Here is a 26,095-nt window from a genome sequence, read left to right on the forward strand (position 1 = left end):
GACGGCGGAACGAAAACCTCCACTTGGAGGTTAATTCTGATATCGTCGTGGCCACGCCGCCTCGCGGCATCCGACAACGACGTTACGAAGGAAGGCCCATGGCTCTGCCGCTCGCCTCAGTCCAGCTCTACACGCTCGCCAAAGAGTTCAGCGAGGACATGTCCGGATCGCTCGACAAGCTGGCCGCTCTCGGCCTGCGCAACGTCGAGGCGTTCGACTTCGTCCGCCGCCCCGACGAGATCCGCGCGGCCCTCGACGCCAGCGGCCTCGCCTCGCCCACGGGTCACGCGCCGCTGCTGTCGGACGAGCTGTGGACGCCGGACGGCTCGATCCCCACTCCCGCTCCCGAGGTCGTCTTCGAGGCTGCCGCGAAGATCGGCATGACCACGGTCATCGACCCGTTCGTCCCCGCCGAGCGCTGGTTCACCGAAGAGGGCGTCGCCGACATCGCCGAGCGCCTCAACCGTCTCGTCGAGACCGCGGCCGGCTTCGGCATGTCCGTCGGCTACCACAACCACGCGCAGGAGTTCGTGAAGTCCTTCGACGGACAGACCGCCTACGAGCGCTTCCTGGAGCTGACCGACGACCGCGTCCAGATCGAGCTCGACCTGTTCTGGGCCCTGACCGGTGGCCAGGACGTGCCGGCCCTCGTCGAGAGGTTGGGCGACCGCCTCGTCGCCGTGCACGTGAAGGACGGCATCGCCCCGGCATCCAACCCCTGGGCACCCGGCGCCGACGAGTTCGGTTCCGACTCGCTCGAGCAGCTGCGTGCCGGCACCGGTGACGTTCCGCTCGCCGCATCGCTGCACGCCGGGACGAACATCCAGTACGCCGTCATCGAGTACGACAAGGCTCCCGGTGACGTGTTCGAGGACATCGCCGCGTCGTACGCCTTCCTGAAGGACGGCGGGTTCATCGCATGACCGGCCCCGTCGGAGTCGGCATCGTCGGTGCCGGTGTCATCAGCCAGACCTACCTCGAGAACCTGACGTCGTTCCCCGACGTGAAGGTCGTCGCGATCGGCGACATGATCCCCGAGCGCGCCAAGGCCAAGGCCGAGGAGCACGGCGTCCCCTCGTGGGGCACGCTCGAGGACGTCCTCGGCAACCCCGACGTCGAGCTCGTCGTGAACCTCACGATCCCCGAGTCGCACATCGCTGTCTCGTCGCAGGCGGTCGCCGCCGGCAAGCACGTGTGGACCGAGAAGCCGCTGGGCCTCGACCGCGAGGGCGCTCGTCAGCTGCTGAAGGATGCCGACGCTGCCGGCGTCCGCGTCGGCTCGGCACCCGACACGATCCTCGGCCCGGGCTTCCAGTCCGCGAAGCGCGCCATCGCCGAGGGAGTGATCGGCACGCCCCTCTTCGTGCAGACCGCGTTCCAGACGCAGGGGCCCGACCTCTGGCATCCGGAGCCCGCGTTCCTGTTCGCGAAGGGTGCGGGACCCCTCCTCGACATGGGGCCGTACTACTTCTCGGCTCTCGTCAGCCTGCTGGGGCCCATCGCCGGTGTCGCGGCGCGCGGATCGCGCTTCCGCACGGAGCGTCACATCCACACCGGTCCCCGCGCCGGTGAGACCTTCCCCGTCGAGGTCCCGTCGTCGGTGCAGGTGCTCTCGACGTTCGAGGGCGGCCAGCACGGCACGCACCTGCTGAGCTTCGACTCGGCGCTCGAGCGTCACGGTGTCGTCGAGATCCACGGCACCGAGGGCTCGATCGTGCTGCCCGACCCCAACCGCTTCGACGGTCCGACCCGCTACGTGAAGCCGCTGGGCGTCTTCCGCGACGGGATGAAGACCGAGCAGGAGTGGATCGACGTCGAGCAGCAGGGTACGGTCGTGGGCCGTGGGCTCGGTGTCCTCGACATGGTCCGCGCGATCGCGGATAACCGCACGCACGTCGCCACCGGTGAGCTCGGCTTCCACGTCCTCGACGTGCTGCTGTCGGCTCAGGACTCGGCCGAGACCGGCCAGTACCTCGAGATCGATAGCACCGTCGCGCCGGTGCCCGCGGTTCCGGTCGACTTCGACCCCTTCGCCAGCACGCTCTGATCAGCTGACACGAGCGACGGCCCGGATCCCTGGCGGGGTCCGGGCCGTCGTCCGTTCGTCAGCGCGGTTGGTGTGAGCGCACCCGGAACCAGAGGCTCAGCTCGCGTGCGGCGCGGAGCGTGGCCGACGGGTCGCCGTGCCCTTCGAGGTCGTCGAAGGTGTCGCGGAACCCCTCGGGCGCGTCTCCCTCGGAGGTGACGATGGGTTCATAGCCCATCGTCCACTCGGCGAAATTGCGATCCTCGGTGAACTCGTCGATCAGCACGCGTAGGTGGTCGTGACGCGGGTCGCGCTCGATCTTCCCCATCGTCTCGCGGACCGCCTGCTCGGGGCCCTCGAGGATCTGAATGAAGCGGCCGTTGCGGTACAGCAGCATGCCCGTGATGTCCCGCTGCGCGTTCGCGGACCGGCACTGCTGGAGCAGTTCGCCGAGCGCGTCGTCGGTGAACGGCTCGGTCGCGGTGCTCGAGTACACGACGGAGAAGACGGTGTCGTCGGCGGCGGTCATCGGTTCTCCTGGATCGTGAGGATGCCGTTCGCGCCCGGCGCGGGCGTCGGAGCCGACGAGAGCGTGCGCATCGCGGAGACGAGGTCGGCGAACGTGCCGATCACCGCCGAACGCATGTCGAACGCGTCGTAGTGACCGTCCCGGCGTCGCTCGATGTACCCGAGGAAGTTGCCGTCGCGACTGCCGACGTGGAAGCCGTCTTCGACGCGCGCCCAGACCGTGCCGGGGGATGGGGGGTGCTCAGACACGGGAACCTCACTTACTCGTGGTGCAGAGTAGCCACGGTAGGTGAGGGCTCCGACGGCCGCGCGGGCTTGACAACCTGGCGGCCGCGTATCAGCGCGTCAGCGGTAGTTGATGAACTGCAGGTCGACGTCGAGGTCGGCGGCCTTCAGCATCCGCTGGACTTCCTGCAGGTCGTCACGGGACTTCGACTGCACGCGCAGCTCGTCGCCCTGGATCTGCGCCTTGACCGACTTGGGGCCCTCGTCGCGGATCAGCTTGGTGATCTTCTTCGCGTCCTCGGAGGAGATGCCCTCCTTGAGGGTGGACACGAGCCGGAACTCCTTGCCCGAGGGCTGCGGGTCCTCGGACTCGAGGCTCTTCAGCGAGATGCCGCGCTTGATCAGCTTCGACTGGAAGACATCGAGCACGGCCTTCGCCCGCTCGTCGCTGTTCGCCTTGATGAGGATCGACTCGCCGCTCCACTCGATCGAGGCGCCGGTGCCCTTGAAGTCGTAGCGCTGCTCGACCTCCTTGCGCGCCTGGTTGAGGGCGTTGTCCGCCTCCTGACGATCCACCTTGCTGACCACGTCGAACGAAGAGTCTGATGCCATGCGTTCGAGGGTACCGCTGTACCGAGTGGATGCCGCGGGTCCCGGCATCCACATCGTTGCGCGCCCGTGATGCGCGGCCGCTAGCGTCGAGGCATGGATCGTCGGGGGAAGATCATGGTCGGAATCGCCGTGGGGGCCGTGGTGGGGTTGCTTGCGCTCGCGGCGCCGGCCGTCATCGGCATGATCCCGACCGACGAGGTGGTCGCGGAAGCACCGTCCCCGTCGGCCACGCCGATACGGATCGCGTCCCCGACGCCGACGCCGACCCCGACGCCGGAGCCGACGCAGCCCGCACCGGTCGAGACCACTCCGGCGCCGCCCGAGAGCAAATGCCTCGGCGTTCCGCCGGGCAAGGATCGGGGGTCGATCTCTCCCGGTGCGACGGGGGCCGTCGAGCGCTCGAACGCGGAGGGACTCGCGACGGTCTACCGCGTCGTGTCCAACGATTCGTACTGGGCGATCGTCCAGCGGTTCTGCCTCGACAGCGGCGACTTCGACGCCGCGAACGCGTTCGACGGGGCGGGCGAGATCTACGAGGGTGACTATCTCGCCATCCTCTCCGAGGGCACCGCGACGGCCGCCGCGCTCAACGAGGCGAACAAGGGCGGGTATCGCACCCACCAGGACTGCGACGGGATCGCCCGTATCGAATTGTCGACGCCCGACTCCTCTGGTCGCATCGCGGTGACAATGAGGGGGACGATCGTCGACACCGGCACGGGCGAATACGCCGAGGGGCCGGTCGAGAACGTCGACGGCACGCCCACCTTCTACACGGTGCAGCCGGGCGACACGTACCGCGGGATCGGCGACCGGTTCTGCGTCGACGCGATCACCGTGCAGCAGTTCAACCAGGCCGGCGGCCCGGAGCATGTCCTCCAGCCCGGAGACCGCGTGCAGCTGCGCCCGACGAGCCGGTCGATCGAATCTCAGGGCTGATCACCGCGCGCCGACCATGACCGCAGGCTCGGCGCCCCTACTCTGACCACGTGAGCACGCCCGCACCCCCTCAGCTCGCGCAGCGTGCCTGGGGCATCGCCGCCGTCGTCATCGTGGTCCTGTCGGTCCTGCCGACGTTCCTCGTCCTCCTTCTGGTTGCGACGGTCGACGAGCAGTACGGCTGGCTCCTCATCGTCACCTTCGCCTTGCTCGTCGCGGGTGGGTCGGCCGCGATGCTCGCCGGCATCGTCGGTCTCGTCTTCGCCGGCATCCGCCGGAGCGGGTTCGTCTGGCCGTCGATCGGAACGGTCCTGGGGATCGGACTCGTCGGTGCTGCGTCGATCATCCTCGCGATCGGAAGCTGACGACGGAGCCGCGGCATCCCCTCCTTCGTAGACTGGACTGATGCGGCCGCTGACAGAGGACCAGTTGCGCGACGTGCTCGTCAATGCGACGAAGGACGAACGCACCCGTCTCGAACTGCCCCACGACTTCCCGATCCTCGAATGGGATCACCTCGACTTCCTTGCCTGGCGCGACCCCACGACGCGCAGCCGCGGCTACGTCGTCGCCGAGATCGGCGGCGAGCCCACGGGCATCGTCCTGCGGGCCGCGAACGGCGCCGCCCACGCCCGATCGGCGATGTGCAACATCTGCCACACGATGCAGCCCGGCAATCAGGTGACGATGTTCACCGCGCGACGGGCGGGGGATGCCGGTGACCGCGGCGACAGCGTCGGCACCTACGTGTGCGCCGATCTGACCTGCCACGACAACGTGCGGATCGCCGCGCCGCTGGCGCCGAGCGAGATCCGCGCGAGCGTCGATCGGCGGATCGACGGCACCCGACACCGCCTCGAATCCTTCGTCGAGCGCGTCGCCGCGGCCGCCTGACGCCTCGGTTTTCGTCACGCCCTCAGGGAGGGTAGTATCGGTGATCGCGCCTCCGGTCGACTGCGAAAGCCGGGCGGGTGCGCACCTGGCGAGTTACCCAAGCGGCCAAAGGGATCTGACTGTAAATCAGACTGCATTGCATTCGGGGGTTCGAATCCCTCACTCGCCACCACCACACGAAGAGCCGCGGAGCATTCCGCGGCTCTTTCTCATTCCCCCGGTGGCCCCGGCAAGCCCTGTGGAGATCGCGTTGCCGCACCGCGCGGTCTGACAGGATGGGGGCGAGGGCGGGGGGAGGCCTCCGCCGAAGGGATGTCGAGGATGAGCGAACCGATCACCGCCCCCAGTTCGAGCAAGATCTTCAGAGCCGCGATCTGGGTCGCCATCGGCGCGCTCATCGCAGCTGCGATCGTGTGCGTCGTCTGGGTCATCGTCGGCGACTCCGCCGGCATCGTCGGACGGGCGTTCCTCACGATCCTGCTGCTGGCCGCTTTCGCCGGACTGTCGATCCTCGAGGCATCCCTCGCCAGCCGTCGACCGGCGTGGTTCGCTCTCGCGAGCATCGTGTCGTGGGTCGTCGCGCTCATCATCGGAGCGTTCCTGATCTGGATGCCGGATGCGGGCGACAACTACGGTGTCGGCGTCGAACGCTTCTTCAAATACATCGTCATCCTGCTGGTCCTGCAGGGTGCCCTTCTCCACATCCGGCTCTACGTGAAGTCGTTCACGCGTCACCAGACGACGTTCACCAGCATCGTGGCCTACGTCACGATGGGCCTCGTCGTCATCCTCGCGTTCATGCTCGTGATCCCGCTGATGCTGGGCGAGTTCGTCGACTTCCGCGACATCTACTGGCGTGTGCTCGTCTCGGTCGCGATCCTCGCTGCCGTCGGCACAGCTCTCGTTCCTCTCGTGAACGCCCTCTTCGCGCCGAAGAAGGAGCGTCCCCAGGCGGTCGGCTACGCAGCGCAGGGCTACGGCGCACCCGGTTACGCCCCGCAGACGGCCTACGCCCCGCAGGATGCCGCGCCCGTAGCGCCGGTCCAGGCGTGGCCGACGTACGCGGACGGTCGCACCCCGCTCCCGGTGATGCCCGACGGCAGCCCCGATTGGAACGCGTACTACACAGGTCAGCCGACCTACGCTCAGCAGCCCTACGGCGCGGGCGCCGAGGTGCCCCCCGCGCCGCCCGCGCCGATCCCCGGCGAGCCGGCGCAGCCCGCACCGCCGGCGCAGCCCGCACCACCGGCGCAGCCTGCACCGCCGGCCCAGCCCGATCAGCCGGTTCCTCCCATGCCGCCGGCTCCGGGGACGCCCGACGTTCCGCCGCCGCCGCGCTACTGAATCCTGTTCCTCGAACCGCCCGGGACGCCTCGCCCTCCGCGAGGGCGTCGCGGGCGGTTCGTCGTTCCGCGGGCGATGGCCCCCGGGCGGCGTACCGTGGAGGGATGGATGCCGCCGCGCTCGCCGACCTCGCCCTCGACATCGCTCGCGAAGCGGGTGAGCTCGCCCGCACGCGCCGTCAAGAAGGCGTCGCGATCGCCGCGACCAAGTCGGCGCTCGCCGACATCGTGACGGAGGCGGACCGCGAGGTCGAGGCGCTCATCCGTGCCCGACTCGCCACAGAGAGGCCCGACGACGGGTTCCTCGGCGAGGAGTCCGGCGCCGAGCGGGGGACCTCCGACATCACGTGGGTCGTGGACCCCATCGACGGCACCGTGAACTACGCCTACGGGATGCCGCACTACGCCGTCAGCATCGCGGCGGTCTCGGGAGAGCCCACGCCGCCGACCTGGACCGCGCTCGCCGGGGTCGTGCACAACCCCGCCATCGACGAGACCTTCCACGCGGTCCGAGGCGAGGGCGCATGGCGAGGAGAGCACCGGTTGACGGTGTCGAGCGTCGGTGAAGCCGGCGGGCTCGTCGCCACGGGCTTCGGATACGACCCGAAGCACCATGCGGAGGACCTCGCGAGGGTCGCAGCCGTCATGCCGCTCCTGCGCGACCTGCGCCGCGCAGGCGCCGCATCCCTCGACCTGGCGTACGTCGCAGCCGGCCGGCTGGACGGGTACTTCGAGCGGGGACTGCACCCGTGGGACCACGCCGCGGGTGCACTGCTGGTCACCGAGGCCGGCGGACGGGTCACCGGGGCGCCCGGCGGCGCTCCCGGGCGGGAGATGACCATCGCTGCGGGCCCCGAGCTCTTCGAACGGTTGGCGGCGACGATCGGTGTGTGAACCGGCATCCCATTCCCAGCCTCCGTCGTGTAGCGTGTTTATCTGATCGTTACCTTCGCTGCCCGAGCGGAGAACATCGACCCCTGAAGCCCGCGGCCCCGGCCGCTCGACACGAGAGCCCGCACGTTTGACTTTCGATGCCTCCTCTACCGACGCGCCCGCAGCGCGTCGTAGCCGGCGACCCGCTGTGTCCGGCCCCGCGCCGTTGACCCGTGCGGAGTACCGTCGGCAGGCTGACGGAGCTGTCGTCTCGAACGAGGTCCCCGCCATCGCTCAGGCGGTGGAGGCGCCCGCTCTGCGCCGGCGGCGCGCGCGCGAGGCGTCTGCAGCCGTCGAAGCGGTCACCGCGGTCGCTGCCGAGCCGGTTGTGGAGGCACCCGTCGTGGCGTTCGTCGCGCCCGAGCCGGAGCCCGCCCAGGCGGCACCGGCGTCGATCGCGGAGACCGTGATCGCCGAGGCCGCCGCGGCCACTCTGCCGCGGCGTCGCCGGTCACGGCCGGCCGCTCCCGCCGTCCCGGTCCCCGAGGTCCCCGTTCACGAATTCCTCGACGAGACCATCGTCCTCCCGGCCGCGGACTCCGTTCACTCCTCCGCGCATGACGCGGCGCCCAGCATCGACGAGTTCGAGCTCGCCGCGAAGGTCTTCTCCTTCACGGGCGAGACGCCGATCCAGGTCGCCCGTGCGGCAGCCGAGGCTGACGAGCAGGCGCAGCCTACGACAACTCGGGTGCGCATGGCGGATCAGCCCGCTCGCCCCCGTCGTGGCCGGATCATGTTCAAGCGGGTCGCCGCGGCATCCTTCTCCGTCAGCGTCGTCGGGGTCGTCGGACTGCTCGCCATCGGCATCACGACTCCCGTCGCCGCCGTCGGCGCGTTCGGCCAGGAAGTGCGGGGCGACATGACGCTCGCCAGCGACGCGACAGACGTCGACGCCCCTGAGATCCAGGCGTACGTCGCCGGCTCCGCCACGGCGGCGAAGGATCTCGCCCGTTCCGACGAATACGACATCGAATCCATGGCCGACGTCGCCGCCGAGTCCGGTGTCACCGCGTTCGCCGGCACCTGGGTGAACGACGCCACGGCCGCCGTGCAGTGGCCCTTCCCCGTGGGCGTGCCGATCTCGGCGCAGTTCGGCTCGACGTCCTACCTCTCGAAGTTCTCGCGTGCTCACCACGGCACGGATTTCACCCCCGGCCGGGGAGCGGAGATCCACGCGGTGGCTGCGGGAACCGTCCGCATCGCTACCGAGGCCGGCGGCGACTACGGAGTGACGGTCGTCATCGACCACATCATCGACGGTCAGCTCGTCTCGACCCGCTACGGGCACATGGAGTACGGCTCGCTGCGCGTCTCGCCCGGAGAGACCGTCGAGGCCGGTCAGGTCATCGGCCAGGTCGGCAGCACGGGCAAGTCCACGGGCCCCCACCTGCACCTCGAGGTGCTGCTCGGCGGGACCACGCGCATCGATCCGCTGCCGTGGCTGAAGGAGCACACGCAAGGCTGACCCGGTTACAGACGGGTGCCGCGACTCTGGTATCCTCTTCTAGTTGCCCGCTTGCGGGCAGCACGCCCCGATAGCTCAGTGGCAGAGCACTTCCATGGTAAGGAAGGGGTCGTCAGTTCAATCCTGACTCGGGGCTCGCAGCATCCTTCAGATGCGCCACGGCGGGGTAGCTCAGCTGGTCAGAGCGCACGACTCATAATCGTGAGGTCGCGGGTTCAAGCCCCGCTCCCGCTACTCAAAACCCCCGGCTCCACCCGGGGGTTTTGTTGTGCGTGGACCGCTTCAGCCGCCTTCTCACCCCCTCGGAAAGTGACCTCACTGAATTGGGCATCGAGGATGCGCTTCGCCGCCAGAGCTGCATCGCGCGAGGGGCTATGCATGTAGCGCTCAGTGGTTGTGATCGATGCGTGCCCCATTACGCGCTGGATCTGCGTCGGCGGAAGGCCGAGTCCGCTGAGGTACGACGCGAAGGTGTGGCGGAGGTCGTGGAATCGGACGGCGCTTCCGTCGGGGAACGTGCCGATGGTGGCGCGAGTGGTCTTCCAGCGGAGAGCTCGGCTCAGATTCGTGCTGTCGAAGGGTCCACCCTTCGCGCCGGAGAACAGGTACTGATGGCCGCTCGACATCGCCGCTTCGAGCCACGGCTTGAACTCCTCGATGATCGGCACATCGCGGGCCTTCCCGCTCTTAGTTGCGCGTTCGACCACGCGGCCGTGACCGTCGGGAGAGCGTGTCGCGCGGATCCGCAGTAGACCGTTCTCGAGATCGACGTGCTCCGCGCGCAGAGCTGACGCTTCACCGAGCCGGGTCCCGGTCAGCACCATCGCGGCAAGAATCCGTTGCCCGTATGGGTGCCAGGCGGTGGCTTCGAGCATGATGGCAACTTGTGCGCGAGTGAGAGCGCGCTCCCTGAGGCTCTGGTCGGTTGCCTTTCCTCGCTGCCGGGGGATGAGCCTGCACGGGTTTGCAGAGAGGCGTTCATCCAGCACTGCAAGGTCGAGCAAGCGCGACAGGAGCACCTTGGCGGCGTTGACGGTGCTCGCTTTGCCGTTCCAGTCCTGCATCGCGCGCATGACTGTCAGGGGGCGGAGGTCGTCGAGGAGCAGGTCGCCCAGCGTGGGGCTGACGCGGATGCGCCACGCCCGTTCATACCCTTGGACCGAGTTGGACGTGAGGCCGTCGAACAACAGCGAGGAATACTCGCTGTAGAAGTCACGCAACGTGACGCCCGTCGGGTTTAGTCTCACATTTTGAGACTAGTCCGGGCGAACCGCCTAGTGCAACTTTATGGGACTAGTCGCTGTTGTCGCCAGCTCGACGCGCAGCCATCACTTTGACGAATGTCTCAACATCGACAGTCACGCCAGGGAACTCATACACGTCGGGATGCTCCCCGAACGCCGCGCGAAACTGGGAGATACGTCGATAGAGGGTCGATCGACTCATTCCGAGGACGACCTGCATGCCCTCGAAACCGCCCACCAGGCGCCAGGCAAGCCAGAAGCCGAACAGATCGAACATGGTCGAGTTGACCCAGGGGCGCAGCAGCGACTTGATGCCGGGGAAGGCGGCTTGTAGAGGCTTGTTGATCGCCTGATTTGCGGAGTTATACGCGTCCCAGGCGTGTTCGATGGCGCTCTTTGCGTTGCCCGCACCCTCGGGGGTGGGGGAGCGATCGGCTCGGAAGTCGGCCACCGTGCCTCCTCAGTCGCAGTTCCGGGACTATCAGACTACGGCTACCGCCAGACACGCGTCCGAGCTACTTGTCAAAGAGCCAGCGCCAGACGTCGACAAGTTGCGTAGCTGGAATCTCCCGATCGTCGAGGACTACGACCTCGCCATCTTCCCCGGTGGAGGTCGAAAGGAACTCCGCCATTGACCAGACGTCCGCAGGGCTGTCCACGACGTACGCCCACGGCTTCCTGTCACTCATCTGCGTTCTCCCGAAATCTTCTACACAAGATCAAGCCCCGTCAGCTGATCTGGATTCTCAGTGCTCGATCCGTCCGCGCAAGATCGACTCAGCGCGCAAGAACTCCGCTTGCGCGTCCTCGAGGATCGAGGCCGTTTCAGCGACGACGCTGGCGGCCTGTCGTGACGCGACTGTGAGGTCACTTTGCATCGGGGGAAGGCCTGCCAACAGGGTCGAGAAGTCGCTCGTCGAGACGTAAGAGCTGATCAGTGCTTCGCCGAGCCTCGAGAGGCTTTCCAGTTCTCCCGTCAGTGTCGAAGGATCTTGTCCTTCAGCGTCCAAGCGGAATCTCGCAACCGCGTTCGCGCCCGCCACCGAATCGGCCAGGGCCTCACGGAGCTCATCGTTGAGGGGCTTCAGATCCTTCGAGTACGTATCGAGCTCCTTCGCCATATCGCGCATCACCGCTAGAGACGGCTGAAGTCCGCGATCTTTGCCCAGATTCTTCCGAATCTGTTCGAGCCGCGCGCTGCCGTCAGCGAATCTGTCGCCTACAGCGCCCGTCCGCGCGCCGATCGCATTCGAGACCTCGAACAGTCGCTCGCTGGACGTCCCCAGAAGCTCCAGCCCGTCGAGGAATCCCAGATCGACCGAGACACGATCGTCTTTGTCGTCATCTCCATCCGGTTGCTTGCTTGACGCACCCGGGGACGAATCCCGGGAGGCCCGGGGCGCGACAGAGACCTGAGGCGTCGCCTCGAGGGCCCCCGGAGCGAAGTCTTGAACTGGGTTACTGAAATCAGCTGTGCCACTTCGCACTGCCTCGCCGATGCCGCGAAGCAGGTCTGCCAGAGCCCGGGCGCGCGCGAAGTTGACCGAGTACTCGTTGGCTCGATACGGTCGCAAATCGAAGGGGAGCGATCCGATCTCTCGTGTGATCATCACGGTGCGTTTGCCCAACGCATGCGCCAGCCCTAGCTCGTACATGACGTTGGGATTGAGGCCCGTCACGTCGGCGATGACCAAGTCGGCTCGAGCAATACCGGCCACCACATCTGCCAGGATATTTCGCTGGTTGAGCAGAGAATCGGCGCGTGACACTTCGAACCCCGCCTCCTGGAGGGGAGCGGCAATCAGCTCGGTATAGACATCGTCGAAATCCGCCTCGAAGGGCATCAACACAAACGCTCGCGAGACCTCGGCATCTTCTGGCATGGCTCGACATTAGCGGTGCTGGCCACGTTCCGCTGCCGCCCTGCGCGCTGCGCGCTTCGGTTGCCCTCGACGTCGTGATCCGGGTTCGTCAGGCGAGGCGCGCAAGCGTGTCGGGAAGGCGCGCGGCGTGCCGCACGCGGCACCGCTTCGCGCCCCTTCCCGACACTCTCACACGCCTTCGACAGTCGACCACGGAGGCGCGATCGACGATCGCACAGCGATGAGCGGGAAGCTCGCCAGCTCGGGGAACGCCGCTAGGAACGCGGCCAAGGCCGCGTCGGCGTTGTCGACGAGTCCCGTCACGCCGCCGAGGGGGTCACCGGGACGCCCGAACCCGTCCCGCAGGTGAACTTCCCAATCCGGGAGTGGCTCCCCGTCGCGATGCGCCGCGTTCAAACACTTCATCCCTACTCCTTTCATGGCGCGGATCCGTCCCGCGCGACCAACTCGCGGCGAAAGCGCGCGGCGAGATTCTCAAGGGGTGCCGGCGAATCGACCACCACAGATGCGCCGGCTTCATCGACCTGCTGAGACTCCCACCAGGCGCGACGAAGCTGGCGCTGCAGCGTGCGCGTGAGGCCGGTGAAGGACCAGCCCGTGCGCTTGCTGGTTCGGCGCGAGGCGCTCACGACTTGCGAACGCGAGCCGTACCGCTGATGGACGAGGCTTGAGCAGTTCTGCGGCTCGCAGTCGGTCGTGCACCGCGTCTGGCGCGCGGCTTGCCCGAGCGCGACTTGGTGCCGCCACACCGCGACCGGGACCTCGCTGGCATCCGTCGCCACGTCCTTCAAGACGTAGTTCAGCGCTTTGGAGAGGTACCAGATCGTCTTCGCGCCGTCGCCGTCCGCGCGGAACGCCTTGCAGTCCGCTTGCGCGCCCCACTCGACGATCGTCCCGTCGACCTTCGAGACTGCGGTCGCTGTTCGCGCAGCATCACGGAGTGAGTCCGAGCTCGGCGCTTCTATCCGTGCGATTCGGACGAGGGCATGCACGTGCAGGACACCTCGGTCTTGCCACTCGCGAACGATGAAGTATTCGAGAGAGTCCCATCGGTCACGCATCCGGCGCCGGGTGCGATCCCACAGAACTCCGGCATCCCGGTTCCAAGCCACCTGCCCTGCGTAGTCGTAGCGACCTGGATCGAGCGGCACGCCACGGAGACCGGAGTCGCCAGCGTTATGCAGGCGACCGCAGCGGCACATCGCGTCCCCGACGCGTGGCACCCGGTGCACGCCACCGAACGAAGGTGCGGTGAGCGTCAGCAGATAGAAACGGTATTGCTCGACCGGGCCGTCGAAAACGCCAGACCGAGCGATCGCAGCCCAGTCGTTTCGGTACAACTCAGCGCAAGAGGGGCAACGGCTCTTGATGCGGCTACCGCAACGCATCCACACGCCGATGGCCGTCTTGATGGGGGAGGAGCACCCGCGCGCGAGGACGGCGTCGCGTTCAGCAGATGATTCGTTCGGAGTCGCTCGCATAGCGAGCGGCTAGGGGTACACGCCTCATAATCGTGAGGTCGCGGGTTCAAGCCCCGCTCCCGCTACGCAAAACCCCCGGCTCCACCCGGGGGTTTTGTCATGTCCGTAGCCTGATACCCACCTCGCGGCCATGAAACTGGTCAGTCATCTGCTCCTGGCGAGCGTCCATAGAGTGGGACGACTGTCTGGTCGTTGCGGCCGACGATCTGTCCGTGGAGCGAGCGTTCCTCGTACGGTAGAGGGCATCGACGGCGCGACATCGTCATGGTGTACGTTTCGATCACCGATCCGGTTCCGTTGCCCTACCCGCCGCCGGCGTCTCCACCGCACGTGCGTCTCGTGCGCGGCCGGCGCGAGGGCGGGTCTCACCAGAAAGCCCGCTTGTGGACTTCACCATCGTCATCGTCGCCGGGGTTGCCGTCGTCGCCCTGCTGTTCATCCTCGGTATCGGGCTGCTCCTGTTCCGCGCCTGGTATCAGGTCCCGCAGAGCGATGAGGCCATCGTGGTCGTCGGCAAGAAGCAACGAGGCTCCGACGGGACGACCTCGAACATGACGGTCATCACGGGTGGTGGCGCGTTCGTCAACAAACTGACGCAGCGCTCCGACAAGATCTCGCTCCGCTCGCGCCAGATCAAGATGGAGCCGACGGCGCAGACGACCCACGGTGTGACCCTTCACGTCGCGGGTGTCGCTCTCGTCAAGATCGGCTCCCAGCCCGATCAGGTGCGCGCCGCAGCCGAGCGCTTCGCCTCGCAGGATCAGGCCATCGACACCTTCACGACCGAGCAGCTCGAGGGTGCCCTCCGCGGCGTCGTCGCGATGCTCTCGGTCGAAGAGGTCATGAAGGACCGGCAGAAGCTCAGCGACCAGATCGCCGAGGGTGTGAAGGGCGACCTGCTCGCGCAGGGCCTCGTGTTGGACTCGTTCGCGATCCAGGGCATCAACGACACCAACGGCTACATCGAGGCACTCGGAGCCGCCGAGGTCGAGCGCGTCCGCCGCGAGGCGGAGGTCGCCCGCATCAATGCGGCCCGCGAGGTGAAGGCGCGCCAGATCGCCACCGACGAGGCGAACCTGATCGAGCAGACCGCCCTGGACAAGAACAAGGCATCCGCCAAGAGCGAGGTCGGCCGCGCCAACGCGGAGGCCGAGCAGGCGGAGAACCTCGCCCGCGCCGAGCGCGAGCAGGCCGTTCTCGTCCAGAAGGCCGAGAACAAGCAGGCCACCCTCGACGCCGAGGTCAAGAAGGTCGCGGACGCCGACAAGTACCGCGCGCAGACCGAAGCCGACGCGAACGCCTACACGCGTCAGAAGCAGGCCGAGACCGACCGCGCGGTGGAGCAGCAGAAGGCGGATGCCGCCGCGTACAAGGTGCAGCGCGAGGCCGACGCCCGCCAGGCGTCCGCGTCCGCCGAGGCGGCTGCCACGCTCGCCAAGGCCGAGGCCGAAGCGCAGGCCCGTCGCGCGACGGCCGAGGCCGAAGCAGACGCCATCCGCGCGACCGGTGAAGCCAAGGCCGCTGCCATCCAGGCCGAAGCCGAGGCGCTGCAGGAGAATCTCGAGGCCGTCCTCACGCGCGAGGTCGTCTCGAAGCTCCCCGACATGGTGTCGTCCTTCGCAGCCGGCTACGCCAGCGTCGGCAACATCACCCTCATTGGTGGCGACACCGCCGCCACGCACATCGCCCGCGAGCAGTCCCAGAGCCTCGCGGCCACCTTCGACGCGGTCAAGAGCACGACCGGCCTCGACATCGCGTCACTGGTGCAGGGGCAGGCGCTGGGCCGCGGCATCGCCGACGGGGCGAAGGCGAGCGTCCCGCAGGACTGAGCGCGCCCGGCTCCGGCGAAGGGGCGGGCCGCGCCGCGGCATCCCGAACCGTCAACGGATGCAAGGGATCCGGTGCGACACGCCGCCTCACCGCGCCGGTGGGCGGCGTGTCGCGCACGATCCCTTGCATCGGCGAACGGTCGCCGACCCGGAGGGATCAGAGGTCTGCGGGGGAGAGGTCGCCCTCGCCCTCCTCGCCGAGTTCGACGACGACGGGGTCCTGGCCCTGCGACTCGGGCTGGATGTCGGTCGCGGCATATGTCTCTTCGGGGTCGTCCGCGGGGAGGTCGAGGGGGCGGCCCTCGAACTCCGCGTCAGCGGCCTCGGTGTCGCCCACGGTGGTGTCCTCGGTGGGAGCGTCGTCCGGGTCGAGGCGGATGCCCTCGTCGCCGGTCTGATCGGGAGTGCTCATGGTGTTCCTTCCTTCGAGACCCCCACCCTCACCCCGATCGCCCGACGTGCGCACGGGCTGTCGCCTCGCGCCGGGCTGAGCTACCCTGCCGCGGTGACCACGCGACTGCTGCTGATCTCCGACACTCACATTCCCGGCCGTGCGCGAACCCTGCCCGATGCGGTTCGGCGCGAAGCGGATGCCGCCGACCTCACGGTCCACGCGGGGGATTGGGTCGCGGCATCCGTCCTGGACGACCTGCGTCAGCACGGCGAGGTCCTCGGCGTATACGGCAACAACGACGGCGACGATCTGCGCGCCGTCCTGCCCGAGGTCGCGCGCCGCGAGATCGAGGGCGTCCGCGTCGCCGTCGTGCACGAAACGGGGCAGAAGCAGCGCCGCGAGGAGCGGATGGATGCCGCCTTCCCGGGCACCGACCTGCTCGTGTTCGGCCACAGTCACATCCCGTGGGACACGACGGCGCCGAGTGGCATGCGCCTCCTCAACCCCGGCTCGCCGACCGACCGGCGGCGGCAACCCGACCACACGCTGATGGTGGTCGAGGTGGCGGACGGCGGCATTCGCTCCGTCGAACTCCGGAGCATCTGACGGGTTGCACCCCGTCGTCGGAGGAGTACTATCGCTGTCGGATTGCTAGAAAAGCGAGGTAAATCTCATGGCGAAGGACTCCCGCCGGTGGCTCGGACTGGTCTTCATCAGTGTCGCGGTGTCACTCATCATCGTCGACTCGACGATCGTCAACGTCGCCGTGCCGTCGATCGTCGAGGAGTTGAAGATCAGCTCGACCGAGGTGCAGTGGGTCCAGGAGGTCTACACCCTCGTGTTCGCCTCGTTCCTGCTGCTGTTCGGCGCCTTCGCCGACCGTTTCGGCAGGCGGCGGGTGATGCTGATCGGCGTCTCGGTCTTCGCCGCGTCGTCGGTGCTCGCGAGCGTCGCACCGACGGGTGAGCTGCTGATCCTCGCGCGCTTCGTGCAGGGCGTCGGCGGAGCGATGATCCTCCCGACCACCCTGTCCCTCATCAACTCCACGTTCCGCGGCCGTGAGCGCGGCATCGCCTTCGCCGTCTGGGGGTCGACGATCGGCGGCATGGCGGCGGTCGGTCCGCTCCTGGGCGGCTGGCTGACCACCGCGTTCTCGTGGCGGTGGGCGTTCGGCATCAACATCCCCCTCGGCATCATCATCGTGATCGGTGTTCTGCTGACCGTCGCGGAGTCGCGCGAGACCCGTAGGCGCTCGATCGACGGCGTCGGCGCACTGCTGTCGGTGATCCTCTTCGGCTCGCTCGTGTTCGGCCTCATCGAGGGCCGGACCTTCGGCTGGTGGCTCGCCGAGGACGGGCTCACGATCGGCGGCTGGACCTGGCCCCTGGCCGTCTCGCCGATCCCCTTCGCGTTCGCCATCACGCTCATCGCGCTGGTCCTGTTCGTCTGGTGGGGGCTCCGCCGCGGCCGCCGCGGCCAGGACCCGCTCATCGACTTCTCGCTGCTGAGCATCTCGTCGTTCCGGAACGGCAACATCGCGGCCCTCGTCGTCTCGCTCGGCGAGTTCGGGCTCATCCTCGCGCTGCCGCTGTGGCTGCAGTTCGTCCTCGGCTTCGATGCGCTCCAGGTCGGCCTGCTGCTCCTCGCCCTCGCCGGCGGATCGTTCATCGCCAGCGGCGCCGCGGGCGCGTTCAGCGGAAAGGTCCCGGCCGTCGTCGTGGTGCGCCTCGGCATCCTGGCGGAGATCGTCGGCATCGCGTGGGCAGGGTTCATCATCGGACCGGATGCCGCCTGGGGCTGGCTCATCCCCGCCCTCGCCGTCTACGGGTTCGGCGTCGGACTCGCGACCGCCCAGCTGACGGGTGTGATCCTGCAGGACGTCCCCGTCGAGAAGTCCGGCCAGGGTTCGGGCATTCAGTCCACCGCCCGCCAGGTCGGATCGGCACTCGGCGTCGCGATCCTCGGGACGGTGCTGTTCACGACGACCGGCGGTGTGCTCGCGGCATCCCTCGACGATGCCGGTGTCCCGTCCGCCGCCGCCGACAAAGTCGTGACGGCCGTCGTCGACTCGGCCGGAGCAGCCATCGCCGGGCTCGAGGCGGACCCGTCGCAGGCGCAGATCGCGGATGCCGCGCGCACCGCCTTCTCGGACGGCACCCGCGCGTCGGCCCTGACGGCCGCGGGCTTCCTCGTCATCGGTCTCGGAGCGACGTTCGCCCTCGGCTCCGGCCGCCGCCGCGACGACGAGGCTCAGGAGTCCCGACCGGCGGAGCGCGTCCACGGGTCGTAGTCGACCTCGAGCGGCTCCTGGGCCGGGCGTTCGGCTGCGGGGACATGTTGCAGGTTGACGCGCACGCGGTACCAGAGCGAGCTCGACCCGCGCATGCCGTCGACCATCACATCGGCGGGGGATAGGTGCGCAGCGACGTCGGGGTGGCGTTCGCGCCACCGGTCGAGCCCGCCGAGCGCCTCGTCTTTCGTTGCGGCGCGGGAGATCTCGATGAGCGGCATCGTCGACTGCCGCCGCCCCGAGCCGTCCCCGCCGCGCGGTGCGCGTTCGGCGGGTCCGAGCTCCTCCGCGAGCGCCAGCAGCTGCGCGAGTGATCCGGGAGCGTCGTCGATGCCGGCGTGGGCGTCCCCTCGCTCCGCGAAGAGGGCGGGCACCGTCCGGACGGTGAACTCCTCCGGACGGATCGTCCGCAGCGCGTCCCATTCCACCGGCATCGAGACGCGTGCGTCGGCGAGAGGCCGCACGGAGTACGCCGACGCGACCGTCCGGTCCTTCGCGTTCTGGTTGAAGTCGACGAAGACGCTCTCGCCGCGCTCCTCCTTCCACCAGTGCGCGGTCGCCAGCCCCGGCGCGCGGTTCTCGATCTCGCGCGCGAACGCCTGGGCCGCCAGCCGCACCTGCGCGTAGTCGTGCTGCCGATCGGTACGGACGAGGATGTGGATGCCGCGCGAGCCCGACGTCTTCGGCCACCCCACGAGTCCGACATCGGCCAGCAGGTCGCGCGCGACGAACGCGACGTCGACGATCTGCGACCACTCCACCCCGGGCATGGGGTCGAGGTCGATGCGGAGCTCGTCGGGGTGGTCGAGGTCGTCGGCGCGGACGGGGTGGGGATTCAGGTCGAGGCATCCGAGCCCCACCGCCCAGACCAGGCCCGCGGTATCCCGGATCACGGCCTCCTCGGCGCTCGTCCCCGAGGCGTAGCGGAGCGTCGCGGACGAGACGAAATCCGGTCGGTTCTCCGGGACGCGCTTCTGGAAGAAGGCTTCGTGGTCGATCCCCTTCACGAAGCGCTTCAGCACCATGGGTCGGTCCGCGACGCCGCGGAGCGCTCCGTCGGCCACCGCGAGGTAGTACTCCGCGAGCTCGCGCTTCGTGATCCCGGGCTCCGGGAACACGACCTTGTCGGGGCTCGAGAGCCGCACCTCGTGCCCGTCGACCTCGAGCGTGACCGCATCGTCCTTCTTCGCCATGCGCCCGGTTTACCGCGGCGCGGGCCCGTGAGCCACGGGGTTGCGCGGACCCGGTCGAACTACGATCGGAGGGTCCCGCCCGGCATCCTTCTCTGGAGGTACACCCATGTCCACGCCCGTGACCGGCTCTGCAGCGCTCGACCACGCCGCCGACCTCGCCGAATTTGTCGCCGCGTCGCCCTCCAGCTACCACGCCGCGACGGAGGTCGCCCGCAGAGTGCGCGAGGCGGGCTTCCAGGAGCTCGACGAGCGCGAGGCCTGGCCCGCGCAGCCCGGCGGCCGGTTCTTCGTCGTCCGGGACGGCGCGGTCCTCGCCTGGATCGTCCCGAACGGAGCGGATGCCGCGACCGGCGTCCACGTCTTCGGTGCGCACAGCGACTCCCCGGCCCTGAAGCTCAAGCCCCGCCCGACGACGGGGAGCCTCGGCTGGTTGCAGGCGGGCGTCGAGGTCTACGGCGGTCCGTTGCTGAACTCGTGGCTCGACCGCGAGCTGCGCCTCGCCGGCCGTCTCGTGCTCGATGACGGGACGAGTGTCCTCGCCGCGACCGGTGCCCTCCTGCGGCTGCCGCAGCTCGCGATCCACCTCGACCGTGAGGTCAACGACGGCCTCGCCCTCGACAAGCAGCGCCAGACCCAGCCGGTGTGGGGTCTCGGTGACGCCGACTCCGCCGACCTGCTCGGCGAGCTCGCCGCCGAAGCCGGTGTCGACGCATCGCGCATCCGCGGGTACGACGTCGTGACGGCGGACGCCGCCCGCGGCGCCGTGTTCGGCAAGGGTGACGTGTTCTTCGCTTCGGGCCGTCTCGACGACCTGGCGTCCGTCCATGCCGGCGTCGTCGCGCTCGAACGCGCCGCCGACGGGTTCGATGCGTCCCGCATCGCCATGCTCGCGGTGTTCGACCACGAGGAGGTCGGCTCCGCGACCCGCTCCGGAGCGGCCGGGCCGTTCCTCGCGGATGTGCTCGAGCGAATCCAGCTCTCGCTCGGCGCCGACCGTGAACAGCAGCTGCGCTCGCTTGCGTCGTCATGGTGCGTCTCGAGCGACGTGGGTCACGCGGTGCACCCGAACTACGCCGAGAAGCACGACCCCGTGGTCCAGCCCCGGCTCGGCTCGGGACCGATCCTCAAGATCAACGCGAACCAGCGCTACGCCACCGATGGCGCGGGTGCCGCGGCCTGGAACGGCTGGTGCGACGTCGCCGGTGTCGGCTCGCAGGAGTTCGTCTCGAACAACGCGGTGCCGTGCGGATCCACCATCGGTCCGATCACGGCGACCCGGCTGGGGATCGCGACGGTGGACGTCGGCATCCCGATCCTGTCGATGCACTCCGCGCGCGAGCTCGCCGGGGTCAGCGATCTCCACGACCTGTCCCGGGTGGCCGAGGCGTTCTTCACCGCCTGATCGCAGGGGGAACGACGGATGCCGCGGGCCCGCCGATGTGATGTCGGGGACCCGCGGCATCCGCGGTGTCAGGGGTGATGCGTCAGGCGGCGATCAGTACCAGCCGACCGACTGCGAGTGGCCCCAGGCGCCGCAGGGGCTACCGTAGCGACCGTCGATGTAGCCGAGGCCCCATGCGATCTGCGTCGCCGGGTTCGTCTGCCAGTCGGATCCGGCGGAGCCCATCTTGCTGCCCGGGAGGGCCTGGGGGATGCCGTAGGCGCCGCTCGAGGGGTTGGACGCCTGGTAGTTCCAGCCGGACTCCTTGTTCCACAGCGAGACGAGGCATCCGAACTGGTCGTCGCCCCAGCCGTAGCTTCCGAGCATGCCTCGCGCCGTCTCCTGCGCAGCTGCCGCGGACGTGCCGCTGGCTGCCCGCGCCACGGGGGCAGAGGCGTTCGAGCTCGAGCTGGAGCTCGAAGAGTTCGCCTCGGCGGCGGCAGCCTCCTCGGCGGCCTTCTTCTCGGCCTCGGCCTCAGCCTTGGCCTTCGCGGCGGCCTCGGCCTTGCGCTTCTCCTCGGCCTGGCGCTCCTTCTCCTTGGCCACGGCGGCGTCGAGGCGACCGCGCAGAGCGCTCGTCTGCTCGTCGACCGAGGCGATCTCGGCCTCGACGGCCTCGGTCGCGTCGCGGGTGTCGAGCAGGAGCGGAAGTCCGGCGACCGTCTCGAGCTCGTCGACCGCGTTCGACAGGTCGTCCGTGGGGACCGTCGTGTCCTTGGTTCCGACGTCGAGCTTGGAGGCCTTGATGTCGGCGGTGACGTCCTTCGACGCGGCGACGGACGTCTGGGCCTTCTCGAGCGCCGCCTGGATTCGCGACTCCGGTGCGGAGGTTGCGACGCCGTCGGTCAGGGACTCGGGGAGAGTCCGCGAGAACGAGGCGAGGGCGATCGCGGGTGTCGGAGTCTCGGCCTGTGCGGCCTGAGGGGCGGGTGCCATGGCCGTCGCACTGGCGGCGATCACGAAGGCGGTGGTCATCGTCGAGAGGACGAGGACCGGGCGGCGCCGGAGTCTGCGTTCTTCGGTTCGGGTGGAGCGGATGGAGCGGCGGGTGGGCGTGTACGTCGAGTCAGTAGGCATGCAGAAAGTAATGGTTCCGTGTAGCGGGGACACGCCTCGAAGGGCGTGCGTGACCGTTCGGGCGGGCACGAGTCCCCCACCCTGGTTCACGGACCTGAGCGTTACCCGAACGTTACCTGGACGTCCCCGATTGGTCACCCGGTGTGAAAAGTCCTGATCACGGAGCCTGGGAACTTCCTGACCCCAGCCGCGGATGCCTGTGAACGATATATCGTTGGGTATCGGTCACCACCTGAAGGAGACATCATGAACAGCTCATTCGGTTCGCAGGGCTTCGGCTCGAGCGGCTTCGGCGGCGCCGGCCGCGGGTTCGGATCGGGGCCGCAGGGCTTCGATCTCGGCAACCTCGGCGCCGGTCTCATGGAGGCCTTCGAGCAGTTCCGAACGTCCTTCGATCAGCGCCCGGCGCCCTCTCGCATGAGCCGGGGAGACGTGCGCACCGCCGTCCTCGCGCTTCTCGTGGAGAAGCCGATGCACGGGTACCAGATCATCCAGGAGATCGACTCGCGCAGCGGCGGATCGTGGAAGCCCAGCGCGGGCTCGGTCTACCCCACCCTGCAGCTGCTGGCGGACGAGGGCCTCATCGTCGCCGAGGAGGCGGGCGGTCGCAAGACCTACTCGCTCACCGACGCGGGCCGCATGGTCGCCGAGGAAGCGGCCGGGTCCGCTCCGTGGGAGAGCGCCGCGCCGACGAAGGAGCACCACCACCGCGCATCCGCTCTCCCCAAGGCCGGCGTCGAGCTGGCTCAGGCAGCGGCGCAGGTCGCCCGCACCGGGTCACCGGAGCAGGTGGCGGAGGCCGTGGAGATCCTCGACGAGGCTCGCCGCCGGCTCTACGCTCTGCTCGCGCAGGGCTGATCCGCGTGGCAGCACGGCGTCGGGAAGGCGAGGACCTTCCCGACGACCGCGACGCGCGGGCGCGCTATCGACGCATCCTCCGGTTCGCGGCGAGGGCGCTCGTCGTCACGTGGTGGTTCGAGCTCTTCCTGCCGCGGATCGGCCTCGGTTGGATCGGCGTGCGCGGACGGTCGGCGCGCATGCAGCGCATCGCACGCCGGTTCCATGCACTCGCGATCGATCTCGGTGGACTGATGATCAAGGTCGGTCAGTTCATGTCGTCGCGACTGGACGTCCTGCCTCCCGAGATCACGAAGGAACTCGAAGGTCTGCAGGACGAGGTCCCCGCCGTTCCGTTCCCCGAGATCCGCGCCGAAGCCGAAGGGCAGCTGGGGGTTCCGCTCGGTCGCGCGTTCGCGGGCGTCGAGACGGTGCCGGTGGCCGCGGCATCCCTCGGTCAGGCCCATCGGGCCCGCCTGGCGGAGGAGGATGCCGCGCTCACCGGACTCGACGCCGTCGTGGTCAAGGTGCAGCGGCCCGGCATCCAGCGGATCGTCGACACCGACCTCGCCGCGCTCCGCCGAGTCGGACGCTGGCTCAGCCACGTCCGCATCGTGTCGGACCGCGTCGACGCGCCCCAGCTCGTCGAGGAGTTCGCCGAGACGAGCCTCGAGGAGATCGACTACCTGCACGAGGCCGCCAACGGTGAGCGCTTCGCGGCGGACTTCGCCGGCGACCCGCGCGTCGGGGTCCCCGCCGTCGTCTGGGAGCGGACCTCGCGCCGGACCCTCACCCTCGAAGACGTCACGGCGATCAAGATCACCGATCACGAGGCGCTCCTTGCGGCGGGCATCGACCCGGCAGAGGTCGCCCAGGTGTTCGCCTCGGTCATGTTCGACCAGGTGTTCACGCACGGGTTCTTCCACGCCGATCCCCATCCGGGGAACATCTTCGTGACGCCGCTGACGGGGACGGATGCCGCCGGTGCCGACGCTCCGCGGTGGCGGCTCACGTTCATCGACTTCGGCATGATGGGCGAGGTCCCGCCGAGCCTGCGGAACGGACTGCGGCGTCTCATGATCGCCGTCGCGGCGCGGGACGGCGTCGCGCTCGTCCAGAGCATCCGCGACGTGGGAGTGCTGCTGCCCAGCGCCGATACGACCGAGCTCGAGCGCGCGATGACGCAGCTGTTCGCGCGGTTCGGCGGGATGGGCTTCGCCGAACTTCGAGAGGTGGACCCGCGGGAGTTCCGCGCGTTCGCGATCGAGTTCCAGGACGTCGTGCGGTCTCTGCCGTTCCAACTGCCGGAGAACTTCCTCCTCATCGTGCGCGCGATGTCGCTCACCTCGGGTGTCTGCAGTGCGCTGGACCCGGCCTTCAACCTCTGGGACGCCGTCGAGCCGTACGCCTCGCGTCTCGTGCGCGAGGAGGGACGCAACGCCGTCACCGACGTGCTGCGGCGCGCCGTCACCGGTGTGACCACGGCCGCGCGGCTTCCCGGCCGGGTCGACGGCTTCCTCACGCGGATCGAGGACCGACGCGTCTCGTTCCCCGACCCGGCACTCGAACGTCGCGTCGCCCGGTTGGAGCAGCTGGGACGGCGGACCCTGTCGGGGCTGCTGTTCGCCGCACTCCTCGTGGGCGGTGCCACCCTTCGCCCGGACGATCCCGTGCTCGGCGGCGTGCTGATGACCGGCTCCCTGCTGCCGCTGGGTCATGCCCTTCTCGCCGGGGTGTTCGGCCGCCGCTGGTGAGGCGGGGCGCCGCCTAGGATGAGTCGGGCGCGCCGGCACGGCTCGAACGGCGCGCGCGGAGGAGGCGGCATGGCCGGCAATCGCAGGACCTGGATCCTCGTCGACGGTGAGAACATCGACGCGACGCTCGGCGGCTCGATCCTGGGGCGGCGTCCGCAGCCCGATGAGCGGCCCCGATGGGACCGGATCCTCTCCTTCGTCGCCGACCAGTGGAATCAGGACGCGCGCGGGCTCTTCTTCCTGAACGCCTCGACGAACCTGCCGATGTCGTTCGTGCAGGCCCTCCTCGCGCTCGGCTACCAGCCCGTGCCGCTGTCAGGCGACCCCGACGAGAAGGTCGTCGACCTCGCCATCCAGCGGACGCTCCGCGCCCTGCAGGAGCACGGCGACGACGTCGTGCTCGTCAGCCACGACGGCGACTTCGTCGACGACCTCGGCGTCCTCGCCGACGGCTCGCGCCGGGTGGGTGTGCTGGCCTTCGAGGAGTTCCGCAACGCCGGCTTCGCTCAGATCCCCGGCATCCGCTTCTTCGACCTCGAATACGACGCGGGAGCGTTCGACGCGCAGCTGCCGCGCGTGCGGATCATCCCCATCGACGAGTTCGACCCGGAGCAGTTCCTGCGCTGAGCGGGGTCAGGCGAAGCGCACCCAGTTCGCGCCGCGACCGGTCTCGTACCGGCCCTGCAGGTGCAGGTCGGCGTCGTCGACGCGGTAGAGGGACACCGTCGTCGAGCCCTCGCCGGCAGCGACGAGGAGCGTGCGGTCCGGGCTGACGGCGAAGCCGCGCGGCTGCGTCTCGGTCGAGACGAACCCCGCGGGCTCCGAGAGAGAGCCGTCGCCGTCGATGCGCAGCGCGGCAAGGGTGCTCGCCGTGCGCTCGGACGCCCACACCACGCCGTCGGTGAGGTGGATGTCCGCACCCCAGACGTAGTGGTTCTCGCGCGGGTCCTCGTCGATGACGCTGTGGCGGAGCTTCTCGGACGGATCGTGAGCGGGGGTCGCGTCGATCAGGTCGAGCGTTCCGGTCGCGGAGTCGCGGCGGTAGCGGAGCACCTCGCCGGTGAACTCGGTGAGGACGTAGACGGTCGCCTCGTCGTCGCTGAACGCGAGGTGCCGCGGCCCGCTCCCGGTGGGGGCTTCGGCGGTCGCCGGCTCGAGGGGCGACAGGGAGAGGTCTTCGCCCAGGGCGTACTGGGCGATGAGGTCGGTCTCGAGCGAGACGAAGTAGGCGTGGCGCCCGTCCCCGCTCGCGAGCACCGAGTGCAGACGGGGGAAGCGAACCTCGGCGGTCGGCGCCGAGACGACACCGCCCTCGCCGACGGCGCAGACGATGCCGTAGCCGCCCGAGTAGGCGGCACCGAGGAGGGCCGACCCGCCGCGGGTGAGGGCGAGGTAGTTCATCGCGCCGCCGGGCAGCGCGACGCGCGAGAGCGGGGTCAGCGCGCCGGTCTCGCGGTCGAGGGCCAGGGTGAGGATGCCGGCCTCCGCGTTGTCGTCGTCCGCCTTCACCGACGCGTACACGAGGCCGCGGTCGCCGTCGACGGCGAAGTTCGAGCACCCGGTGGTTCCGGGCGTCACGGCGAGGCGTTCGAGCCCGGCATCCGTCACGCGGAAGGTGCTGATCGAGGAGTCACCGGCGTTGGCCACGAGGACGAGTGAAGAGGACATGAATCGATCGTATGCCGCTCCCTGCGAGCGGTGCCGCGT

Annotated in this window: 26 protein-coding genes and 3 tRNA genes; 18 read left to right on the top strand and 11 right to left on the bottom strand. The window is 69.0% G+C overall.

Annotation, left to right across the window (positions count from 1 at the left end):
- Positions 1 to 98 precede the first annotated feature (98 nt).
- On the top strand, positions 99 to 923 hold the full coding sequence (locus BLP38_RS01010; RefSeq protein WP_091351804.1) for a sugar phosphate isomerase/epimerase family protein: 825 nt from the start codon (positions 99 to 101) through the stop codon (positions 921 to 923).
- Positions 920 to 2,047 carry a Gfo/Idh/MocA family protein gene (locus BLP38_RS01015; RefSeq protein WP_091351805.1) on the top strand — a complete coding sequence of 376 codons (1,128 nt, stop codon included), beginning with the start codon at positions 920 to 922 and terminating at the stop codon, positions 2,045 to 2,047. Before BLP38_RS01010 ends, BLP38_RS01015 begins: the two co-directional genes overlap by 4 nt.
- Positions 2,048 to 2,105: 58 nt before the next feature.
- Here BLP38_RS01015 and BLP38_RS01020 read toward each other — a convergent pair whose 3' ends face one another.
- The 3 genes from BLP38_RS01020 to BLP38_RS01030 all read right to left on the bottom strand — a co-directional run bounded on the left by BLP38_RS01020 (position 2,106) and on the right by BLP38_RS01030 (position 3,391).
- A complete protein-coding gene (locus BLP38_RS01020; RefSeq protein WP_091351806.1) occupies positions 2,106 to 2,555 on the bottom strand; it encodes a BLUF domain-containing protein in 450 nt (149 codons plus the stop codon).
- Positions 2,552 to 2,803 (bottom strand): hypothetical protein, encoded by a 252-nt coding sequence (locus BLP38_RS01025; protein ID WP_091351807.1) that lies wholly within the window; start codon positions 2,801 to 2,803, stop codon positions 2,552 to 2,554. Before BLP38_RS01025 ends, BLP38_RS01020 begins: the two co-directional genes overlap by 4 nt.
- A gap of 96 nt (positions 2,804 to 2,899) precedes the next feature.
- Positions 2,900 to 3,391, bottom strand: a complete 492-nt coding sequence (locus BLP38_RS01030) for a YajQ family cyclic di-GMP-binding protein (protein ID WP_028497481.1) — start codon at positions 3,389 to 3,391, stop codon at positions 2,900 to 2,902.
- Positions 3,392 to 3,484: 93 nt separating this feature from the next.
- Between BLP38_RS01030 and BLP38_RS01035 the strand changes: the two genes are divergently transcribed.
- The 9 genes from BLP38_RS01035 to BLP38_RS01075 all read left to right on the top strand — a co-directional run bounded on the left by BLP38_RS01035 (position 3,485) and on the right by BLP38_RS01075 (position 9,199).
- Entirely contained in the window at positions 3,485 to 4,330 is an 846-nt protein-coding gene (locus tag BLP38_RS01035; RefSeq protein ID WP_091351808.1) for a LysM peptidoglycan-binding domain-containing protein, read from the top strand.
- Positions 4,331 to 4,380: 50 nt separating this feature from the next.
- Complete coding sequence (locus BLP38_RS01040) at positions 4,381 to 4,695, top strand: hypothetical protein (RefSeq protein WP_091351809.1); 315 nt, start codon at positions 4,381 to 4,383, stop codon at positions 4,693 to 4,695.
- A 40-nt stretch (positions 4,696 to 4,735) separates the two neighbouring features.
- Positions 4,736 to 5,224: an FBP domain-containing protein gene (locus BLP38_RS01045; RefSeq protein WP_091351810.1), complete on the top strand. Its 489-nt coding sequence runs from the start codon at positions 4,736 to 4,738 to the stop codon at positions 5,222 to 5,224.
- Between the two features lie 87 nt (positions 5,225 to 5,311).
- Positions 5,312 to 5,396 (top strand) — tRNA-Tyr (locus BLP38_RS01050).
- A 149-nt stretch (positions 5,397 to 5,545) separates the two neighbouring features.
- Positions 5,546 to 6,568: a hypothetical protein gene (locus tag BLP38_RS01055; protein ID WP_091351811.1), complete on the top strand. Its 1,023-nt coding sequence runs from the start codon at positions 5,546 to 5,548 to the stop codon at positions 6,566 to 6,568.
- Between the two features lie 104 nt (positions 6,569 to 6,672).
- Positions 6,673 to 7,461, top strand: coding sequence for an inositol monophosphatase family protein (locus BLP38_RS01060; RefSeq protein WP_091351812.1), 789 nt, complete (start codon positions 6,673 to 6,675; stop codon positions 7,459 to 7,461).
- 187 nt (positions 7,462 to 7,648) lie between these two features.
- Positions 7,649 to 8,965 carry a M23 family metallopeptidase gene (locus BLP38_RS01065; protein WP_091351813.1) on the top strand — a complete coding sequence of 439 codons (1,317 nt, stop codon included), beginning with the start codon at positions 7,649 to 7,651 and terminating at the stop codon, positions 8,963 to 8,965.
- A gap of 64 nt (positions 8,966 to 9,029) precedes the next feature.
- Positions 9,030 to 9,101, top strand: a tRNA-Thr gene (locus BLP38_RS01070).
- 24 nt (positions 9,102 to 9,125) lie between these two features.
- Positions 9,126 to 9,199: transfer RNA gene (locus BLP38_RS01075), tRNA-Met, on the top strand.
- Here the strand turns inward: BLP38_RS01075 and BLP38_RS01080 are convergent.
- The 4 genes from BLP38_RS01080 to BLP38_RS14190 form a co-directional block, all read right to left on the bottom strand.
- On the bottom strand, positions 9,181 to 10,212 hold the full coding sequence (locus tag BLP38_RS01080) for a tyrosine-type recombinase/integrase (RefSeq protein WP_091351814.1): 1,032 nt from the start codon (positions 10,210 to 10,212) through the stop codon (positions 9,181 to 9,183). The genes BLP38_RS01075 and BLP38_RS01080 overlap by 19 nt on opposite strands.
- Before the next feature lie 46 nt (positions 10,213 to 10,258).
- Positions 10,259 to 10,660, bottom strand: a complete 402-nt coding sequence (locus BLP38_RS01085; protein WP_091351815.1) for a hypothetical protein — start codon at positions 10,658 to 10,660, stop codon at positions 10,259 to 10,261.
- A gap of 295 nt (positions 10,661 to 10,955) precedes the next feature.
- Positions 10,956 to 12,092 (bottom strand): hypothetical protein, encoded by a 1,137-nt coding sequence (locus BLP38_RS01090; protein ID WP_091351816.1) that lies wholly within the window; start codon positions 12,090 to 12,092, stop codon positions 10,956 to 10,958.
- Positions 12,093 to 12,508: 416 nt separating this feature from the next.
- On the bottom strand, positions 12,509 to 13,573 hold the full coding sequence (locus BLP38_RS14190) for a replication initiator (RefSeq protein ID WP_157681060.1): 1,065 nt from the start codon (positions 13,571 to 13,573) through the stop codon (positions 12,509 to 12,511).
- A 383-nt stretch (positions 13,574 to 13,956) separates the two neighbouring features.
- Between BLP38_RS14190 and BLP38_RS01105 the strand changes: the two genes are divergently transcribed.
- Positions 13,957 to 15,402: an SPFH domain-containing protein gene (locus BLP38_RS01105; protein WP_172824636.1), complete on the top strand. Its 1,446-nt coding sequence runs from the start codon at positions 13,957 to 13,959 to the stop codon at positions 15,400 to 15,402.
- 157 nt (positions 15,403 to 15,559) lie between these two features.
- Here the strand turns inward: BLP38_RS01105 and BLP38_RS01110 are convergent, their stop codons facing one another.
- Positions 15,560 to 15,814 carry a hypothetical protein gene (locus tag BLP38_RS01110; protein WP_091359391.1) on the bottom strand — a complete coding sequence of 85 codons (255 nt, stop codon included), beginning with the start codon at positions 15,812 to 15,814 and terminating at the stop codon, positions 15,560 to 15,562.
- 93 nt (positions 15,815 to 15,907) lie between these two features.
- On the opposite strand from BLP38_RS01110, the gene BLP38_RS01115 reads away from it, so the two are divergent.
- Positions 15,908 to 16,402 (top strand): metallophosphoesterase family protein, encoded by a 495-nt coding sequence (locus BLP38_RS01115; protein WP_197672424.1) that lies wholly within the window; start codon positions 15,908 to 15,910, stop codon positions 16,400 to 16,402.
- Between the two features lie 67 nt (positions 16,403 to 16,469).
- Complete coding sequence (locus tag BLP38_RS01120; RefSeq protein ID WP_091351819.1) at positions 16,470 to 18,086, top strand: DHA2 family efflux MFS transporter permease subunit; 1,617 nt, start codon at positions 16,470 to 16,472, stop codon at positions 18,084 to 18,086.
- On the opposite strand, the gene ligD is transcribed toward BLP38_RS01120, so the two are convergent.
- On the bottom strand, positions 18,047 to 19,279 hold the full coding sequence (gene ligD / locus BLP38_RS01125) for a non-homologous end-joining DNA ligase (RefSeq protein ID WP_091351820.1): 1,233 nt from the start codon (positions 19,277 to 19,279) through the stop codon (positions 18,047 to 18,049). The genes BLP38_RS01120 and ligD overlap by 40 nt on opposite strands.
- 106 nt (positions 19,280 to 19,385) lie before the next feature.
- Between ligD and BLP38_RS01130 the strand changes: the two genes are divergently transcribed.
- Positions 19,386 to 20,681: a M18 family aminopeptidase gene (locus tag BLP38_RS01130; RefSeq protein ID WP_091351821.1), complete on the top strand. Its 1,296-nt coding sequence runs from the start codon at positions 19,386 to 19,388 to the stop codon at positions 20,679 to 20,681.
- A 93-nt stretch (positions 20,682 to 20,774) separates the two neighbouring features.
- On the opposite strand, the gene BLP38_RS01135 is transcribed toward BLP38_RS01130, so the two are convergent.
- Positions 20,775 to 21,797 carry a lytic transglycosylase domain-containing protein gene (locus BLP38_RS01135; RefSeq protein WP_091351822.1) on the bottom strand — a complete coding sequence of 341 codons (1,023 nt, stop codon included), beginning with the start codon at positions 21,795 to 21,797 and terminating at the stop codon, positions 20,775 to 20,777.
- Between the two features lie 246 nt (positions 21,798 to 22,043).
- Between BLP38_RS01135 and BLP38_RS01140 the strand changes: the two genes are divergently transcribed.
- The 3 genes from BLP38_RS01140 to BLP38_RS01150 all read left to right on the top strand — a co-directional run bounded on the left by BLP38_RS01140 (position 22,044) and on the right by BLP38_RS01150 (position 25,015).
- Positions 22,044 to 22,655: a PadR family transcriptional regulator gene (locus BLP38_RS01140; RefSeq protein ID WP_091351823.1), complete on the top strand. Its 612-nt coding sequence runs from the start codon at positions 22,044 to 22,046 to the stop codon at positions 22,653 to 22,655.
- Positions 22,656 to 22,660: 5 nt separating this feature from the next.
- Positions 22,661 to 24,388: an ABC1 kinase family protein gene (locus tag BLP38_RS01145; RefSeq protein ID WP_091351824.1), complete on the top strand. Its 1,728-nt coding sequence runs from the start codon at positions 22,661 to 22,663 to the stop codon at positions 24,386 to 24,388.
- A gap of 69 nt (positions 24,389 to 24,457) precedes the next feature.
- Positions 24,458 to 25,015 (top strand): NYN domain-containing protein, encoded by a 558-nt coding sequence (locus tag BLP38_RS01150; protein ID WP_091351825.1) that lies wholly within the window; start codon positions 24,458 to 24,460, stop codon positions 25,013 to 25,015.
- A 6-nt stretch (positions 25,016 to 25,021) separates the two neighbouring features.
- On the opposite strand, the gene BLP38_RS01155 is transcribed toward BLP38_RS01150, so the two are convergent.
- Positions 25,022 to 26,056, bottom strand: a complete 1,035-nt coding sequence (locus BLP38_RS01155) for a lactonase family protein (RefSeq protein ID WP_091351827.1) — start codon at positions 26,054 to 26,056, stop codon at positions 25,022 to 25,024.
- Positions 26,057 to 26,095 lie beyond the last annotated feature (39 nt).

This window comes from Microbacterium sp. LKL04 (genome assembly GCF_900102005.1).
In the GTDB taxonomy this organism is placed as follows: Bacteria; Actinomycetota; Actinomycetes; order Actinomycetales; family Microbacteriaceae; genus Microbacterium.